18 protein-coding genes are annotated in these 16,495 nt (G+C 60.7%); 10 read left to right on the forward strand and 8 right to left on the reverse strand.

The window, feature by feature from the left end; genetic code table 11:
• Positions 1–27: 27 nt before the first annotated feature.
• The gene (locus ATN38_RS17875; protein WP_041814189.1) at positions 28–822 is read left to right on the forward strand and encodes a DUF3105 domain-containing protein; all 795 of its coding nucleotides are present in this window, start codon (positions 28–30) and stop codon (positions 820–822) included.
• Positions 815–1,558, forward strand: coding sequence for a DUF305 domain-containing protein (locus ATN38_RS17880; protein ID WP_003944664.1), 744 nt, complete (start codon positions 815–817; stop codon positions 1,556–1,558). The genes ATN38_RS17875 and ATN38_RS17880 overlap by 8 nt, the downstream gene beginning before the upstream one ends.
• Before the next feature lie 50 nt (positions 1,559–1,608).
• On the opposite strand, the gene ATN38_RS17885 is transcribed toward ATN38_RS17880, so the two are convergent.
• A complete protein-coding gene (locus ATN38_RS17885) occupies positions 1,609–2,544 on the reverse strand; it encodes a cytochrome c oxidase assembly protein (RefSeq protein ID WP_037131609.1) in 936 nt (311 codons plus the stop codon).
• Positions 2,545–2,588: 44 nt separating this feature from the next.
• The gene (locus ATN38_RS17890; RefSeq protein WP_229757319.1) at positions 2,589–3,131 is read right to left on the reverse strand and encodes a copper resistance CopC family protein; all 543 of its coding nucleotides are present in this window, start codon (positions 3,129–3,131) and stop codon (positions 2,589–2,591) included.
• 183 nt (positions 3,132–3,314) lie between these two features.
• On the opposite strand from ATN38_RS17890, the gene ATN38_RS17895 reads away from it, so the two are divergent.
• The 3 genes from ATN38_RS17895 (at position 3,315) to ATN38_RS17905 (ending at position 4,958) form a co-directional block, all read left to right on the forward strand.
• Positions 3,315–3,971, forward strand: coding sequence for a thioredoxin domain-containing protein (locus ATN38_RS17895; protein WP_003944626.1), 657 nt, complete (start codon positions 3,315–3,317; stop codon positions 3,969–3,971).
• On the forward strand, positions 3,968–4,624 hold the full coding sequence (locus ATN38_RS17900) for a vitamin K epoxide reductase family protein (protein WP_003944651.1): 657 nt from the start codon (positions 3,968–3,970) through the stop codon (positions 4,622–4,624). Before ATN38_RS17895 ends, ATN38_RS17900 begins: the two co-directional genes overlap by 4 nt.
• Before the next feature lie 142 nt (positions 4,625–4,766).
• Positions 4,767–4,958, forward strand: a complete 192-nt coding sequence (locus ATN38_RS17905; protein ID WP_003944616.1) for an antitoxin — start codon at positions 4,767–4,769, stop codon at positions 4,956–4,958.
• A gap of 122 nt (positions 4,959–5,080) precedes the next feature.
• Here the strand turns inward: ATN38_RS17905 and ATN38_RS17910 are convergent, their stop codons facing one another.
• The 6 genes from ATN38_RS17910 to ATN38_RS17935 all read right to left on the reverse strand — a co-directional run bounded on the left by ATN38_RS17910 (position 5,081) and on the right by ATN38_RS17935 (position 11,831).
• The gene (locus ATN38_RS17910) at positions 5,081–5,620 is read right to left on the reverse strand and encodes a hypothetical protein (RefSeq protein ID WP_229757320.1); all 540 of its coding nucleotides are present in this window, start codon (positions 5,618–5,620) and stop codon (positions 5,081–5,083) included.
• A 29-nt stretch (positions 5,621–5,649) separates the two neighbouring features.
• A complete protein-coding gene (ctaD, locus tag ATN38_RS17915) occupies positions 5,650–7,401 on the reverse strand; it encodes a cytochrome c oxidase subunit I (protein ID WP_011331640.1) in 1,752 nt (583 codons plus the stop codon).
• A 117-nt stretch (positions 7,402–7,518) separates the two neighbouring features.
• The gene (locus ATN38_RS17920; protein ID WP_003944663.1) at positions 7,519–8,469 is read right to left on the reverse strand and encodes a M56 family metallopeptidase; all 951 of its coding nucleotides are present in this window, start codon (positions 8,467–8,469) and stop codon (positions 7,519–7,521) included.
• A complete protein-coding gene (locus ATN38_RS17925; protein WP_003944627.1) occupies positions 8,470–8,829 on the reverse strand; it encodes a BlaI/MecI/CopY family transcriptional regulator in 360 nt (119 codons plus the stop codon). It lies immediately after the preceding gene.
• Positions 8,830–8,861: 32 nt separating this feature from the next.
• Positions 8,862–9,764, reverse strand: coding sequence for a M23 family metallopeptidase (locus tag ATN38_RS17930; RefSeq protein WP_229757321.1), 903 nt, complete (start codon positions 9,762–9,764; stop codon positions 8,862–8,864).
• A gap of 138 nt (positions 9,765–9,902) precedes the next feature.
• Entirely contained in the window at positions 9,903–11,831 is a 1,929-nt protein-coding gene (locus ATN38_RS17935) for a bifunctional copper resistance protein CopD/cytochrome c oxidase assembly protein (protein ID WP_011331643.1), read from the reverse strand.
• 179 nt (positions 11,832–12,010) lie between these two features.
• Here ATN38_RS17935 and ATN38_RS17940 point away from each other — a divergent pair, with 179 nt between their 5' ends.
• The 5 genes from ATN38_RS17940 to ATN38_RS17960 all read left to right on the forward strand — a co-directional run bounded on the left by ATN38_RS17940 (position 12,011) and on the right by ATN38_RS17960 (position 16,436).
• Positions 12,011–12,931 (forward strand): cation diffusion facilitator family transporter, encoded by a 921-nt coding sequence (locus ATN38_RS17940; RefSeq protein WP_003944635.1) that lies wholly within the window; start codon positions 12,011–12,013, stop codon positions 12,929–12,931.
• Positions 12,928–13,455 carry a signal peptidase II gene (gene lspA, locus ATN38_RS17945; protein ID WP_011331644.1) on the forward strand — a complete coding sequence of 176 codons (528 nt, stop codon included), beginning with the start codon at positions 12,928–12,930 and terminating at the stop codon, positions 13,453–13,455. The genes ATN38_RS17940 and lspA overlap by 4 nt, the downstream gene beginning before the upstream one ends.
• Positions 13,456–13,699: 244 nt before the next feature.
• The gene (locus tag ATN38_RS17950) at positions 13,700–14,761 is read left to right on the forward strand and encodes a multicopper oxidase domain-containing protein (RefSeq protein ID WP_011331645.1); all 1,062 of its coding nucleotides are present in this window, start codon (positions 13,700–13,702) and stop codon (positions 14,759–14,761) included.
• Positions 14,758–16,020 carry a ZIP family metal transporter gene (locus ATN38_RS17955; protein ID WP_011331646.1) on the forward strand — a complete coding sequence of 421 codons (1,263 nt, stop codon included), beginning with the start codon at positions 14,758–14,760 and terminating at the stop codon, positions 16,018–16,020. The genes ATN38_RS17950 and ATN38_RS17955 overlap by 4 nt, the downstream gene beginning before the upstream one ends.
• The gene (locus ATN38_RS17960) at positions 16,017–16,436 is read left to right on the forward strand and encodes a ubiquinol-cytochrome c reductase iron-sulfur subunit (protein WP_011331647.1); all 420 of its coding nucleotides are present in this window, start codon (positions 16,017–16,019) and stop codon (positions 16,434–16,436) included. Before ATN38_RS17955 ends, ATN38_RS17960 begins: the two co-directional genes overlap by 4 nt.
• Positions 16,437–16,495 lie beyond the last annotated feature (59 nt).

Here is a 16,495-nt window from a genome sequence, read left to right on the forward strand (position 1 = left end):
CAGTGCACAAGCGAAACGAGTTCACCAATGACCCAGAGCCGCAAAAAGTCCCCCACACGGCCGCGAGGCGGCGTGGTGCCTGGTGGCCGAGGATTTCCGTGGGCGATATCGCTGGCAGTCCTGGTCATCGTCGGTTTGGTCTCGGTCATCGCGTACAACGTGGTGCCTCGCGCAATCGATAAGAACGAGGCCCAAAAGTACGCTCCGAGTGCCGACAATCCCGACCCGTCGACGTCGATCGACGGCGTGAGCGAGATCGAATACGCAGCCGGCAGTCATATTCAAGCGCCGCAGCGCGTTGCATACGATCAAAATCCGCCATCGGGAGGTGCTCACGATCAGTACTGGGCAACGTGTACCGGAGTCGTCTATCCGGAGCCGATACGCACCGAGAACGTGGTGCACTCCCTCGAACACGGCGCGATCTGGGTGTCGTACGACCCCGAAGCGTTGAACTCGTCCGACATCGACACTCTCGCCTCCCGGGTCGACGGGGAACCGTATTCGCTGATGTCCCCCTTCCCCGGCATCGGCGCACCCATCTCTCTTCAGTCATGGGGGCACCAACTCAAGGTCGAGAGCGCCGACGACCCCCGTATCGCGCAATTCATCACCGCACTCCGACAGAATCCGAACACCCATCCGGAACCCGGTGCCAGTTGTGCGACGGTTCCGGGCGGATTCGACCCGAAGGAACCCTTCCCGTTCGATCCATCCCCTCCGGGTCCCGACGCCATCCCCGCGGCGGATCCGCCAGCCGCCGGCGTCGCCCCCGCTTCGCCCGCCCCGATGCCCACAGCCGGAGATCGCGGCAATGGCTGAACAACGCGATACGGACCAGATCGAACGCCAGCCAGTGGCTGCCTCTCCCGCAGATCGCCGACACACGCCGCCTGCGGTGTTGGTCGTCGGTATCGTCATCGCCTTGCTGCTCGGCATCGTCATTGGACTGTGGGTACAAGGGAAGATCGCCGACACCTCATCCGGGACGTCATCCGCCGAGTCCGTGGATATCGGCTTCGCGCAGGACATGTCCGTTCATCACGGGCAAGCAGTCGAGATGTCCTCTCTTGCCCTGGTCAACGCCACCGACCCGGCCATTCGAACTCTCGCCTTCGACGTCGTCACCACTCAGCAAAGCCAGATAGGAATGATGCAGGGGTGGCTGACGCTGTGGGACCGCCCCGCCCGTAGTTCAGGTGGGTACATGGAGTGGATGCCGATGCCTTCGGTATCGATGGATCATTCGATGCCAGGGATGAGCACCGCGCAAAGTGATGCCGAAGCGACTGCTGTATCGATGCCAGGTATGGCAACTTCTGCCGAGCTCGCCGAACTACGTGCGTTAACCGGCCCTGCCTTCGAGATTCGCTACCTACAGTTGTTGTTGCGCCACCATCAGGGCGGTATCCCCATGGCCCAGTACGCCGCCGACAATGCCGCTCTCCCGGCCGTGACGAATCTCGCGCGACAAATCGCTGTCACGCAGCAGGCGGAATCGACAGCTCTGCAAAATCTCCTCGCGGACAGGGATGCTCAACCAATCCCGATGAACTGAACCCCATAGGCGTCCGCGGACCACTCGGAACCGTGGCGTGTCGAAAACCTTTACCGGCGCGGAAGAGTTCTCAGGAACTCGTTGTAGGCATCGAGGTCGACATCGCCTTCGCGTGCGACCTTCTTGTCGACTGCGGCGTTGGTGAAGGATTCGTCGCGTTTCCACCGCATCGCGAAAACCACCATGATGATCAAGGCGATCGGTTCTCCGTAGGACCAAGCCAGTGCGCCGGCCATTTGTTGATCCGCCATCAGGTCCACATTCCAGGAGGCTGGCGGATTGGTGAAGGTACTCAGGAGTGGCGAAGTTGCCATCATCAGGATCACGCCGATGAAAACGTGGAGAGGCATTTCGACGAACAGGTCGAAACATCGACCCAGGTTGCTTTGTTTGACGGGCAACGGCCCCGAGGAGAGCACCGGGACGATGAACAGTACTCCGGTGGCCAGGAAGAAGAGCTCGAGACCTGTGTGACCGATCCAGGACCGCGCTACCAGGTCGAAGACCGGCGAGAGGTAAATGCCGTAGTAGCTGAACAGGAACAGTGGAATTGTGACGCCGGGGTGCAGCAGGATCTTCGCGGTCCGGCTTCGAAGCGCCGTCAGGGAAACTGTGAGAATCGGAATTCCCCAACCTGAATGAGGCGTGGAGCGCAGCAAAAGAAGTCCAGGACTGCCCAGAACCAGAAGTGGCGGAATGGCCATGGAGAGGGTCAGATGCTGGAACATCCAGATACTGAAAAGTTCGTATCCGTACCCCTCGACCGCCAGGCCCGTGACGAGAATCAGTAGCACGCAGCCGAAGACGAAACTGGCCGTCCTCGTCCACGGCCATGCTCTTCCGGACGCTTTCACCCGATGGACGCCCCAGCAGTACCACGCCGCCATCAAGATTCCGATGACCGGCAGCATCGGCAATGGCTGCGGAGCCCAGCCGACCATCTCACCGAACGAGGGTGCGGCCTCGGGAAGTCGTATCCAGTCCATCACCTGACCTGGCCTTTCCGTCCTCGCTCGACTGTGCTGCAGGTTCAGCGCTTCGAGCGCTTCTCTCCGCGCAGGACGATCACCATTCCGACCACGAACAGCAACGCCACGGCGCCACCGAGAATCGGCAGCAGCAGTGGGGATCCGTCGGCGGCGCCGGTTTCACCGGTGGCTGCCGACGGGGCGACTGTGACAGAGGGAAGAGCACCTGCAGGAGACGGTGCCGCCGCGTTCGGTGCCACGTTCAACGTGAAGGTATAGGACCCTGTGATCGGATGGCCGTCCTCGGAAATCACGCGATACCCCACGGTGTAGGTGCCCGAAGGCATCTGCGGGGTCGTGGAGAGAGAGACGCGCTCTCCCTGCACTGACGGATCCCCGGCCCCGACCTGCGTTCCGTCGGCCGTACTGACGGTCACGTTCGCAAAACTCGTCTGAATCTCTTGGTTGAACACCAATTCCACGGAAACAGGTGCAGCATCGAGAGCTGCATCCGCGGATGGAGTCGATCCGACCAGCGCACTGTGGGCTTGCGCGGTGCCTGCGCCGATGAGCGCACACCCTGCAGCCACCAGCAGCACAACCATTGCACGCCTCAAAATCTGTTCCTCCTACTCGGCTCACACCATCACGGTGCGGAGTCCGGCGATCGATGCACACCGGCATCTCGCTGAGAGACTACCTCCGACTACTATGTTGCATAGTAGTCAGGGTGTGTGGTCGCCGGAAGGCTGCGCGCACGAACGAACATCGACCCGGTAGGCGGATCCATGAAGTTGACCACCAACGCGAAATTTTCGATAGCCCTGGTAGCTGTCTTCGCTGTCGTCCTCGGTGCACTGTTGCTCGGTAACCGCAGCGGGACAGGGACCACCAGCGCCGGCGCTTCGGACGCGACGGTGCTCCGAGCCGACACCCATCTGCTTTCCACTGCCCCCGACAACGATGTCGTTCTGGTCGAATTCCTCGACTTCGAGTGCGAGGCATGCCTGGCTATGTATCCCACGATGGAACGGATACGTACCGAGTACGCGGACCGCATTACCTTTGGCGTGCGGTACTTCCCTATCCCCAGCCACACGAACAGCGGACTCGCAGCGCGAGTGGTCGAGGCAGCTTCTCGGCAAGGGAAGTTCGTCGAGATGTATCAGCGCATGTACGACACACAGACCGAGTGGGGTGAATCGTCCGAATCTCAAGAACCCCTCTTTCGTACGTTCGCACAGGATCTGGGGCTCGACATGGCTACCTTCGAAGCGGATCTGAAGGATCCCACTGTTGCCGAGCGGGTTGAACGAGACTTCAACGAAGGGATCGACTTGGGGGTGCAGGGCACGCCGACACTTTTCCTCGACGGCGTCCAGTTGCCAGCCATGCCCACATACGAGGAGCTCACCGGGCGCATCGACGCAGCGCTGGCCCGATGACGTCAACGGGTGGCACCCGGACCGATACCAGGGGGGCTCGCACTGCTGGTTCCTTCCCTGCAGCGTGTTCTTCCTACGCGATCGGTTGGATCCTCTCAGGTGCTGGCGTGCTCGGATTGATCGCGTCTCTGATACTGACGATCGAGAAGTTTCGACTTCTCTCCGATCCCTCGTATCGTCCGTCCTGCAGCATCAACCCCGTCCTCAGCTGCGGATCGGTGATGAGTTCTCCCCAGGCGTCGGTCTTCGGTTTTCCGAACTCGATCCTCGGCGTGGTGGCATTCACCGTCTTGCTGACCACGGGAATCGTAACGCTTTCCGCGAAAAGCGGACTTCCTCAATGGTATTGGCGGTCTCTCGTCATCGGATTGTTCGCCGGCGCGGTACTGGTCCACTGGCTGATATTCCAAAGCTTGTACAGAATCCAGGCGCTGTGCCCGTACTGCATGGTCGTGTGGGTGGTGACGATCACAGCACTCTGGTATGCCTCTTTGCACCTTTGCACCCGCAGCGCCTCAGCCTCCTCTCGACCCGTGACGAGAATCGTGACGGTCGGCGCCCAGAATCACACTCTCGTGCCTACCATCTGGATCTTGTCCGTCGCGAGCATGATTCTCAGCGCATTCTGGACTTATTGGTCGACGTTGATCTGAGGGTCTGACGCAAAAGGGCCACCGCCGCCGAACTCGGCAGGTGCACGATCAGCCACGCTCAACGCAACTACTATGGATCTTAGTTTTTAGCTCGGCAATCCACGGGCACATCGGCAATTGAGGCCAGGAGAAGGAGACGAACATGAAACTCACGGGTGCAGCGAAAGCGCTGGTCGACAAAGGCATGGAGGCCGCCTCGAAGAACGCGGACAAGATCGAAAATGCAATCGACAAAACCGCCGCTGCGGCCGAAACCAAAACCGGTGGAAAACTGACCAGCCAGATTCAGAGGGCCGCCTTTGCCGCGAAGAGAGCGATCCCTCCGAAGAAGTAGTCACCCCCTTTGTCGTGCCGCCTGATTGTCGTCGAATCCAAGGCGTACGACTGAGGATGAGTGTCGAATAATCTCGCTTCGGTGTGCCCCCCCTCGTAAAAGCACACCGAAGCGAGGAGCGCTCAGGGTTCGGTCGGTGGAGGGATGACGATGCTCGCGTGAAAATCGCTGTGCCACAGCCGCGCAAGGAGTGCGTAATAGGATTCGGTTACCCTCGATTGGGTCGTGAGCGCCGCTTCCGGCGACTCGATTGTCGTCGGAGCCAGAAGGAGTGCACGATTGGCCAATGCCGCCGCGGAACTCCCGATATCCATCACGGCACCACTGATACTGGCTGCGGCGTTCAGCACGGGGTCGGGAAGGACCGTGATCGAAGGCGTGAAGGTCCGTTCTGCGTCGACGGAAACCGCGACGGTGTGGAGATGGTTCTCGATTGTCGCGATTGCTTCGCCGACCCGGCGGGTGTGGACCCGAAGTTTGCGGGGGTGTCGGACGTGGCGACGAGATATCGGCGGCAAGGTCCGCAAGTGGTCAGCGGCATGGTTCGCCACTCCGCCGTCGAGAGCGGTGGGCAGTACGTCTCGGATCAACCAGTCCGTCAGTAGGGCGGCAGCGGCATCTGTTGCCGGGACGATGACCACTGGCATTGTTCGTGTTGACATTGGCTTTCCCATCGGACTTCGTCGCCGAACTACTTCTTCTCGTCATCGTCGGGCATGCCGGTAAGTACCTTCTCCGATTCTGAGGTCGTCTCCGGCCGATGACCGACCCCGACGTGTGCTTCTGCCCGCATCCGAGCCACCATGTGCGGGTAGTGCAACTCGAAGGCCGGACGCTCGCTACGAATGCGCGGCAACTCCGTGAAGTTGTGCCGCGGCGGCGGGCAAGTGGTCGCCCACTCCAGCGAGTTTCCGTAGCCCCACGGATCGTCGACGGTGACCACTTCGCCGAATCTGTAGCTCTTGAAGACGTTCCAGATGAACGGGAGAGTGGAGGCTCCGAGAATGAAGGATCCGATGGTCGAGACTGTATTGAGGGTGGTGAATCCATCCGCGGGTAGGTAGTCGGCGTAACGACGGGGCATACCTTCGGCACCGAGCCAGTGCTGGACGAGGAACGTCATGTGAAAGCCGACGAACGTGGTCCAGAAGTGCCACTTGCCCAGGCGTTCGTCCATCATGCGACCGGTCATCTTCGGGAACCAGAAATAGATACCGGCGTACGTCGCGAACACGACCGTACCGAAAACCACATAGTGGAAATGGGCGACAACGAAGTAAGTATCCGTGACCTGAAAATCCAGCGGAGGGCTCGCCAGCAGCACACCGGACAGGCCACCGAAGAGGAAGGTGATCAAGAATCCGAGAGAGAACAGCATCGGTGACTCGAACGTCAAGTGCCCCTTCCACATCGTTCCGATCCAGTTGAAGATCTTCACACCCGTCGGCACGGCGATCAGGAACGTCATGAACGAGAAGTACGGCAGCAGGACCGCGCCCGTCGCGTACATGTGATGCGCCCACACTGCGATCGACAGCGCCGCGATACCGAGCGTCGCGTAGACCAGGCCGCTGTAGCCGAAGATCGGTTTGCGGCTGAAGACCGGAAATATCTCCGAGACGATACCGAAGAACGGCAGCGCGATGATGTAGACCTCGGGATGACCGAAGAACCAGAACAGGTGCTGCCACAGCAGGACTCCGCCATTCGCGGGGTCGAAGATGTTGCCACCGAGGCGACGGTCGTAAAGCAGTGCGAAGAGTGCCGCGGTCAACAGCGGGAAGGCCAACAGAATCAAGACCGAGGTGATGAAGATGTTCCACGTGAAGATCGGCATGCGGAACATCGTCATCCCCGGAGCGCGTAAGCAGACAATGGTGGTGATCATGTTGACCGCGCCGAGAATGGTGCCGAGACCGGAGACGAGAAGCCCCACAATCCACAGATCCGCACCGACCCCAGGTGAGCTGACTGCCGAACTCAGAGGTGTGTAGGCCGTCCAGCCGAAATCTGCGGCACCGCCGGGAGTGACGAAGCCGCCCGTAGCGATGAGCGCACCGAAAAGGTAGAGCCAGTAGCTGAACGCGTTCAGTCGCGGGAAGGCGACATCCGGCGCACCGATCTGCAGGGGGAGAACGAAATTGGCGAATCCGAACACCACCGGCGTCGCGTACAGCAGCAGCATGATCGTGCCGTGCATGGTGAACAACTGGTTGTACTGCTCGTTCGACAGGAATTGCATGCCCGGAATCGCCAGTTCGCTGCGCATGATCAGCGCCATGAGCCCGCCGATGAGGAAGAACGCGAACGAAGTCACCAAATACATCAAGCCGAGCGTCTTGTGATCGGTCGTCGTCACAAGGTTCCGCAGCACCGATCCCTTCGGCGCCCGTCGCGCGGGGTACGGCCGGGCGGCGATGGGGGGTGATGCAATTGCGGTCATGGTCAGCCCGCTTCCTGTCGAGACGCAAATAGAGTGTGCGACAGAAGCATAACCCAAATACTACGTTGCATAGTTTTTGGGTTCGAGGTACCGATCGAGTGTTCCTCCGGTGCCGCCTTAGGTCACGAGGGCATGAGCGGACGCGGAGAAGACGACCATGGTGGTCAACGCGGCGATGACGGGAACGATCATCGGGAGCATCGCAGCAGAGATACAGACCAGTTTGGTGGCGCGAATCCGGGAATCGGCCTGCAGCCTGACCAAACGCACCGCGATCTCGTCGTCACCGAGCCCGAGAGTCCACACCGGCTGAGGTAGCGGCGACGTCGCCACCACGCGCAATGCCGACCGGACGGCATCGGGGCTGGTGGCTTGTGCAGCTCGATCGTCGGCAGCGAGCTCGACCAGCCGCCGCACCGCAGCGGGAGCCGCTTTGAACAGCGGGATCACCGGCAGCGCCTTCGCGAAGACTTCGCACACATTGATGATCCGGTGATGCTGCCCTCGCAAGTGTGCCCGCTCGTGCGCGATCACCGCTTCACGCTCGGATGCAGTCAAGCAATCGGAGAGACCTTTGGTCGCTACGACGAATCCCGGCCGTCCAGCGACGCTGTAGGCCATCGGCATCGGATGATCAAGCCAGAGAACGTCATCCGATGCCGGATCTGCGCGGGCGATGATCGATACGACATCACGGTGGTAGTCGCGGACCTTCGCTCGGCCCTTATGTTGTCGATGAGCCAAGAACAAGCTCCGAGCGGCGATGAGCGCGGTAACCGCAACTCCGCCGACAGCGAGCGCTTCCCCGATCCAGGGAGCCATCGCGTGCTGGAAGGCAGTGAAGCATCGCACGAGGGCCTCGGAGAGCCCTTCCGCTGGTGCATGGCTCGGCCACAGAAGGATCACTACTGCCGATACGGCAAGGAATCCCAGACCCACGATACTGCCGATCCATGCCGCGAGAATCGCTGCAGGAGCCAGAGTGGTCGATTCGAAACGCCGCAACACCTTGGGCATGAACGCTCCGATGAGCACGGCCCCGAGAAAGAGGACTGCGGCGAGAGTCATCTACCGAACCTTGCCGTGATCCAGCGCTCGCCGCAGTGCCTCGTATTCGTCATCCGAGACGTTTTGCGCGAAGTGCAGAAGCGCTGAAACAGAGTCGTTGCTGTTGTCGAGTAATTCGCGCATGGCCAGTGAGGTCGCTTCATCGCGGCTACGCGATGGCGAATAGATGTACGCGCGGCTTCGTTTTTCCCTCTGCACCCAACCTTTTTCGTGAAGGTGCGTCACGACGGTCAAGATCGTGGTGTATGCCTTCGGGGCGCCGCCCTCGAAGCGGTCGACCAGATCCCGCACAGACTGCGGCTCTTCTGCATCCCACAGGAGATCCATCACTTCGGATTCGAGCCCGCCGAGCCTCTTCATCTTCCTTCCCCCTTCGAAAATCGTCGATTGCGTCAGTCACTGATGGCCGGAGGCTGAATCTGTACCCCGCGCGCGTCCAACCATGCCATGGGATCGACCTTCTGGCCGTCTGCCTGCCACACCTCGTAATGCAGATGTGGCCCTGTTGATTGTCCTCTGTTTCCTACCGTCGCAATCAATTCTCCGGCACGCACCTTTTGACCCGCGGTTACCAGAGTCTCGTTGATGTGTCCGAAGACCCCGATTGTCCCGTCATCCTGCAGGATACGGACCCACAGTCCGAAACCCGACGCAGGTCCGGACTCGAGTACCGTACCGTCGGTCACGGACACGATAGGTGTACCAATCTCATTGGCAATGTCCAACCCGTAATGAGTCGACCCCCAACGCGGCCCGTAGTTCGACGTCAATGTTCCGCTGACAGGAGCCATCGTCAGCGGTTGGCGTGCAGCTGCCTCTCTCGACGCGCGATCGGTTGCCTCTCTCGACGCGCGATCGGTGTCGCGTTCGGTGCCTCGAGCCAACTGTTCGGCCAGCCTCCCCAGGTCGGCCAGTTTGGGAACCTGGAGAATTTCCGGAGCCGATGCCAGTGCCTGGTCGAGAGGTGCCAGCGGTTGTTGGTCGAGCTCGACGGGAGCACTGACGCTCCCTGCCGATGCATGTGAGGCGGATGTGCCGGCGGCAAGCAAAGCGCCGGTGGCGACAGAGAGAACCAAAGCCCGTCCACCAGGACGACTGCGGGACTGTCGGCGATGAGCACCGCCGCGTCGCGCCTGAACGCTTCCAGCGACGGATTCACGGTCGACTGCAGATGCGGTGGAGATATACATCGTGTCGACTGGCAGGTCTCGATCGCTGTGTGGCGTGCCGAAAAGATAACTTTCCCGAAGTGGGCAGTCGAGATCGTCGGTGTCGGGCTTGCGGTGTCGGGCCAAGATCGCATTCCTTGCGTCGCGGAAGGTCACAGAATGGTGACGGTCCCAGACAGCGTACTACTATTTCGCATAGTTTTTGGGCGAGCGTTGACAAAGTTCAGAATCTCGACGAAACGTCCCCTGCGAATGCACCTTCTCCTACTCATGTGCCGCGCGGTGGCATCTCGGCGAGCAGCACGCGGTGAGGAACCCTGTCGCGATTGCCAGGGGCATTGCTCCGATCGCGATTATCAGTCCGGCACCGAACCGTTGATCTCGCGAGAGGTCGTCGAGCCAGCCGCGCTGCAACGACGCGAAGTACTGATCAGCAATCACCGTGTCAGTGGTGATCAGTGCTGCTGCGAGGCCCCCGTAGGCCAAGAACGCCACCAGGAGCAGGGCCATCCTGACCGCGAGGCTCGCCCGCCTCGGCAAGGGATCGACGCCGACCATGACCCAGAAGAACATGAAACCGCAGATCAGCAGGGTTCCGTTGATCACCAGATGGGGGACGTGCGAGCCGGCGACAGAGCTGTACATCCCCCCCAGGTAAAGGAGAGGCAGGGCTCCGGCGAAAATCACAGCAATCACATAGGGCTGGGACATGAATCGGAACCAGGAGCCTCTGTACACGCTCTGCGCCCATTCCCTGAGGCCGGGCGCATCTCCGGACGATCGTCGAACGGAGAGCCTAAACAGCGTGAACGGGGCGCCCAGGACCAGACAGAGTGGAGCAAGGACCGCCACGGCGGACGTTGCGGCCATATGCATACTCATCACTGCGGGTGCATATCTACCCACTCCCGACGATGTTGCGACAAGCAACACCAGGCACCCCAGAGCCCAGCTGACCGATCGGAACGTCGACCACTGCACGCCCTGCTGTCGGAGGCGAAAAACGCCGACGACGTAGCACGCAGCCAACACCACGGCGAGAGTTCCGAAAATGAGATCGAATCGCCAGTCGACGAGCAAGCGGCCCGCAGTCGGTACGCCATCGAGCGCATACCCGAGTACCTCCTCGACTCTGCTCGGATCCTGTCGTTCCGTGGGCGCCGGGGGCGGCGTGCGGCCCAGGGCGACGGCGATACCGACGGTTACTGCGAGAACCACCGACTCCACCCCTGCCAGACGAATGAAGGTGCGACCGTCGCTAGGGTCCTTCGTCAGTTCGGCGATCGCGATTGTCCGTTGGCGCCAACCTGCCAGTCCGGTGAGGACCAAGGCGGCGACTTTGGCAAGAATCAAGACACCGTAGGTGCTACTCCACACCGCGGTGAGCGGCACCCGCACGGCAGCGTTGACCACACCGCTGATCGCTATGACGACGAACGCCATGAGTGCCACGGCCGAGAAGCGGCGCGCGGCGAAGTCGAGATAGCTCCCCTTTCTGCGGGCATGCAGCACGAGAGCCGCTATTCCTCCCATCCAGATCGACGCCGCAAGGATATGCAGAACCAAACTGTTCGTGGCGATGTCGTGGGATCCGCCCGAGGAGGAGTGACCCGACAATGCCCTGGGGAGCAGGCTGAACAAAGCGAATGCGAGAAGTAACGGTGTCCACGAATATCGCAGGGTCAGACGACACGCAATCGCGAGTACGAGTGTGAGTCCTGCGGTCCATGCCCATGCAGTTGTGACATCGATGTCCGAGATCGCGCGAGCGAACAGCCCTGGATCGGCGAACACGACGGAGAGAGGTTGGCCTGAACTGTCCGAGAGGGTGAGTGGAACGAGCAGCGCCGCGCATACCGCCCAGATAGCGGCGGCGACGCTTGCGGTTCGTAGCGCCAGATATCCGTCGACATCGAGTACACCTGAGGCTTGAGGCGGAACGAGAACGGCAGCCAAAAGTAGACTGCCTACGGTCATCACGGCGGCAACCTCGCCGAACGCCATCACCGCCGGGAGTCCGTAAATCGTCAAGGGCCCCGGATCTGGAAGTCCGAGCAATCGCAGCGCCTCGGAAGTTGATGCGCGCGCCAATGCCGCCGCAGTGATTGCAGCTATGACACCCCATCCCAATACTTTCCGTATGGGTCGTCCGACGACGAGGGTATCGGCGCCGGACGGTTCGGTTTCGATCATTTGCGGGTGGACCTCTCAGCATTGTGGATCTCGCCCGCGCGATCGGTGCTCCGGACCAAAATACTATGACGGATAGTTGCATGGGTGCTTCAGCCAGGGTTTACTGAAACTCTCTCGTTGGCAAATATGCGCATATGAGAATACGACGCTCCAGTCATCGGCGAGAAGGGCATATCGAGATGGGTCACGGCCATGGGCACGGCGTTGCGGAACAAGCTGCGAGTGCATCGGGTAAACATGTCCGCAAATTATGGATAGCCGTCGGGCTCGGTCTGGTCACGTTCGTCACGCAAGTCATCGTGGGGTTGTCCACGTCATCACTCGCCCTGCTCTCCGACTCCGCACACGTCTTCACCGATGTGTTCGGCATCCTCATGGCATTGACCGCTATCTTGCTTGCGCAAAGAGCGCGATCGCGCCCGGATCGCACGTTCGGTATGTACCGGGCGGAGGTGTTCGCTGCCTTGTTCAATGCTCTACTCCTGTTCGGTGTCGCCGGATGGGTTCTCTACGAAGCTCTCGGTCGACTTTCCGATCCGCCTGAGGTCCCTGGACTCCCGGTGAGCATCGTCGCTGTCGTCGGCCTCGTGATGAACATCGCGGCATTCTTGCTGCTTCGCAGCGGGGCGAAGGAAAGCATCAACGTCCGGGGCGCCTATCTCGAGGTCATGGCTGACATGCTCGGGTCCGTTGGAGTCCTGATCAGCGGATTGGTCACACTGATCTTCGGATGGCGGTATGCGGATCCGGTGATCGGTGTTGCGATCGGCTTGTTCGTCCTACCGCGTGCATACAATCTCGGCCGCCATGCCCTGCGGATCCTGCTCCAGCACGCCCCCGCCGGCGTGAGCATCACCGAGGTGACGCAAGCCTTGCAGGGGATCCCCGGAGTCAAGGACGCTCACGACCTTCACATCTGGACGCTCACATCGGGCATGGAAGTTGCGTCGGCGCATTTGACGATCGACGAGGAGTCCGATCCGACCAAGGTTCTCGCTGCTGCCCAGGATCTATTGGCCACCCAGTTCAATCTCGTACACGCGACCCTGCAGGTAGAACCCGCCGCGGGTGACGGGCGTTGCCAGGAGCTTCCGTGGTGAGTACCAACGAGGTGACCACGAACGACAAATCCCCCCATCGCAAGAAACGAATTCTCTTCGCTACGACGGTGCTCGTTTCGGTCGTCGTCGCCCTGACGATTGAGCCCGTTGCGCGGAAGCACCTGTCCGGGGCCAACGAGATGGATCTGGGCGTCGTCAGTTTGAGGCTGGCTTACAACAGTGGTGTCGCCTTCAGCCTGGGCAATCAGCTGCCGAGTGCCGTCATCATCGCCTTTACCGGCCTCGCCACCATGGGAATCGCCGTATACGCCTGGCGGAGTGTCCCGCAAAGTCGCGGGGTGGCCGTGATCGGTTTCGCTCTGATTGTCGCCGGAGCTGCCTCCAACGTGGTCGACCGAGCCCTCGACGGGAAGGTCACCGACTACTTCCACACCGGCTGGTGGCCCACCTTCAATCTTGCCGATACCTACCTCACCTGTGGATTCATCCTGGTCGCCGTGTCGCTGCTGTTCGAATCCGCGCGCGGGTCCGAACGTGAGATTCAGCGTCCGCAATCCGTGTGACCTGATTCGAGCGAGGAGGGAGCCGGAGCGCTGTCGACAGGGAAGCAGTCCATCTCTGCGAACTTCTGCGGTTCGAGGTGGCGAAACCACGACGCCCCACTCGTCGAAAATTTCCGCGGTCCGCCTGTTTTCGGTCGAATGCGTTCGGATAGTTTGGGGGCTATGAAAATAAAGTTCGGCATGACAAACTTTGAGGTGTGACTCTTTTGACTGCCAGGAATGTCGATGCTTCGGTCGGGTGGCCATGAGCGCACCGTCGCGGCGACAATTGTTGATCGGTGGGGCGCTCGCCGGATCAGCCGGACTCATGATGAACGCAGGAAGAGTTGCGGGCGCATCGCCTACCGAGCATCCCGGAAACACCAACCCGGGTACCGCCGCACCTGACGGAGACGGCGGAGTCCGTCACGGCGGCACGAGCGGTGCGACCTTTCGGGCCGGTCAGCAGGTGAACCACACTGCCAACGGGTTTCATCCCACGGCAATGCTGCGTGACTTCGACTACGGGACGACTTCCGAATTGCCTGACGGTCGAACGCTACGCGAGTGGGAGATCTTCGCAGCCGACGAGGAGATCGAGGTAGCACCCGGAGTCTATTTTCCCGCGTGGACCTTCAACTCCCGCATTCCAGGTCCCGCCTTGAGATGCAGTGAGGGAGACCGGCTCCGGGTGCGGTTCGTCAACGGTTCCGCGCACCCTCACACGATGCACTTTCACGGAATCCATCCCGCTGACATGGACGGAATTCCCGGGGTAGGTCGGGGCATCATCGAGCCGGGCGAATCATTCACTTACGAATTCGATGCAACCCCTTTCGGATTGCATCTCTATCACTGCCACGTCAATCCACTTGCAGAGCACATTGCCCGCGGCATGTACGGCACATTCATCGTCGATCCAGCTCAGGGGCGCCCGGCGGCTGACGAAATGGTGATGGTGATGCACGGCTACAACACCACATTCGACGGGCAAGGAAACCAGCTCTACGCGGTCAACGGCATCCCGTTCCATCACATGCACGAACCGGTACAGGTGAAACGAGGCGAGCTGGTTCGCATCTACCTGGTCAACGTCCTCGAATACGATCCGATCAACAGCTTCCACGTGCACGGGAACTTCTTCGACTACTACCCGACCGGGACTCGGCTCGAGTCCAGCGAATTCACGGACACGATCATCCAGGCCCAAGGTCAGCGCGGAATATGCGAACTGCGCTTTCCCTACCTGGGCAAGTACATGTTCCACGCCCACAAGACCGAATTCGCCGATCTGGGCTGGATGGGATTCTTCGAGGTGACCGAATGACCGGCACCCCAGATCCTCCCTCTCCTACGAGCACTCATGAGAATTCCTTTGACACTGCGGGTTCCGCGCATACAGAGTCCGATCAAACAGGCGCATCTCGCACCGGCCTTTGGCTCCGAGGCGCCGCAGTACTCGCGATCATCGTCATCGCCCTGACTGCGCTGGCAATGCTCGCCGGACAAAGCCTCCCCGAACGCACCGGCCCACCGATCGAGAACATCTCCGTCGAACGAACGGCCCTCGAACCAGGCCGAATCACGTTGACGCTACGCAACACCGGCCCCGACGCGGTGACCGTCGCGCAAGTTGCCGTGAACGACACATTCGTCGATTTGGTAGGCGCTGCAGATCCCATCGGCAGACTCGAGTCCCAGACGATCACCCTCGACTACCCGTGGATCACCGGACAGCCGTACCTCGTCTCGATGCTCACCTCCACAGGGTTGGTCATCGAACACGAAATTCCCGCTGCCGTAGCAACTCCCGTCCCGGGAGTGGCGTTCTTCGGCTTGATGGCTCTATTGGGCACATACGTCGGAGTCATCCCGGTCCTGCTCGGGATGCTCTTGCTACCTGTGATGCGGGGCGCCGGCGTCAGGGCAGTCAGATTCGTGCTGGCCGTCACGGTCGGTCTGCTCGCCTTTTTGATCTTCGACGGCACGAGCGAGGGGTTCAAGCTGGCAGCAGCCTCGAGCGGAGCCTTCGGCGGCGGCACTCTCGTCGTTCTCGGCGCGGCGATCGCCTTCCTGACGCTCACGTGCATCGACCGCTACCTACGCGGAAGACGCCCAGCCGGTACGACAGGTGCATCCGAACTCAGACTGGCACTGATGATTTCCATCGGCATCGGATTGCACAATCTCGGAGAAGGCCTCGCGATCGGATCCGCGTATGCGGTAGGTGAGCTTGCGCTCGGCGCGTTCCTCGTTATCGGATTCACCCTGCACAACACAACAGAGGGACTCGCGATCATCGCACCGTTGGCTCGGCGACGTACCCCCCTGTTGACCTTGTTGGGGTTGGGATTGATCGCGGGTGCGCCGGCAATTCTCGGTGCTGTTATCGGGGCGGGCGTCGACAACCGTGAAGTATCTGCGTTGCTGCTCGGAGTCGGGGTCGGCGCAATCATCCAGGTCGTCATCCAAATTGCACCGTCCTTGCGCACACAAGGCCGCTCGGATCTGGATCCGATGGTTCTCGTCGGCGTCGGTGTCGGAATACTCCTGATGTTTCTCACTGGTTTGGTGGTCCCCGCATGAGCACGATCGATCCATCCGACATCAAGGTCGGGCGCAGAACGGTCCTCCTCACAGCCTGCGCGACAACTTGTCTCGCCGTTGCCGGATGTAGCACCCAGAACAACAGCAATGCACCCGGCGTAACCCTGGGCAGTGCCGAGGTTCCGATATCAGCGGTTCCTGTCGGCGGCGGAGTCATTCTGGCGGACGAGCAAGTCGTGATCACCCAGCCGCAGGAAGGCGTGTTCCAAGCCTTCTCTGCGGTATGTACCCACCAGGGATGCGTAGTCTCCGAGGTCAGCGATGGAACGATCAACTGCCCATGTCATGGCAGCCGATACTCCATCGTCGATGGCTCGGTCGTGCAACGACCTGCTCAGAAGCCACTGCACAGCTACGCCCTTTCTCGCACCGCGGACACGATCATCGTCAACTAAGCCGGAGAACGGCACTTCCGAACTGGGACAGCTATCTGCGAAGGTTGTTATGGAACAGT

Source organism: Rhodococcus sp. FH8 (assembly GCF_019266085.1).
Taxonomy (GTDB): domain Bacteria; phylum Actinomycetota; class Actinomycetes; order Mycobacteriales; family Mycobacteriaceae; genus Rhodococcus_F; species Rhodococcus_F qingshengii.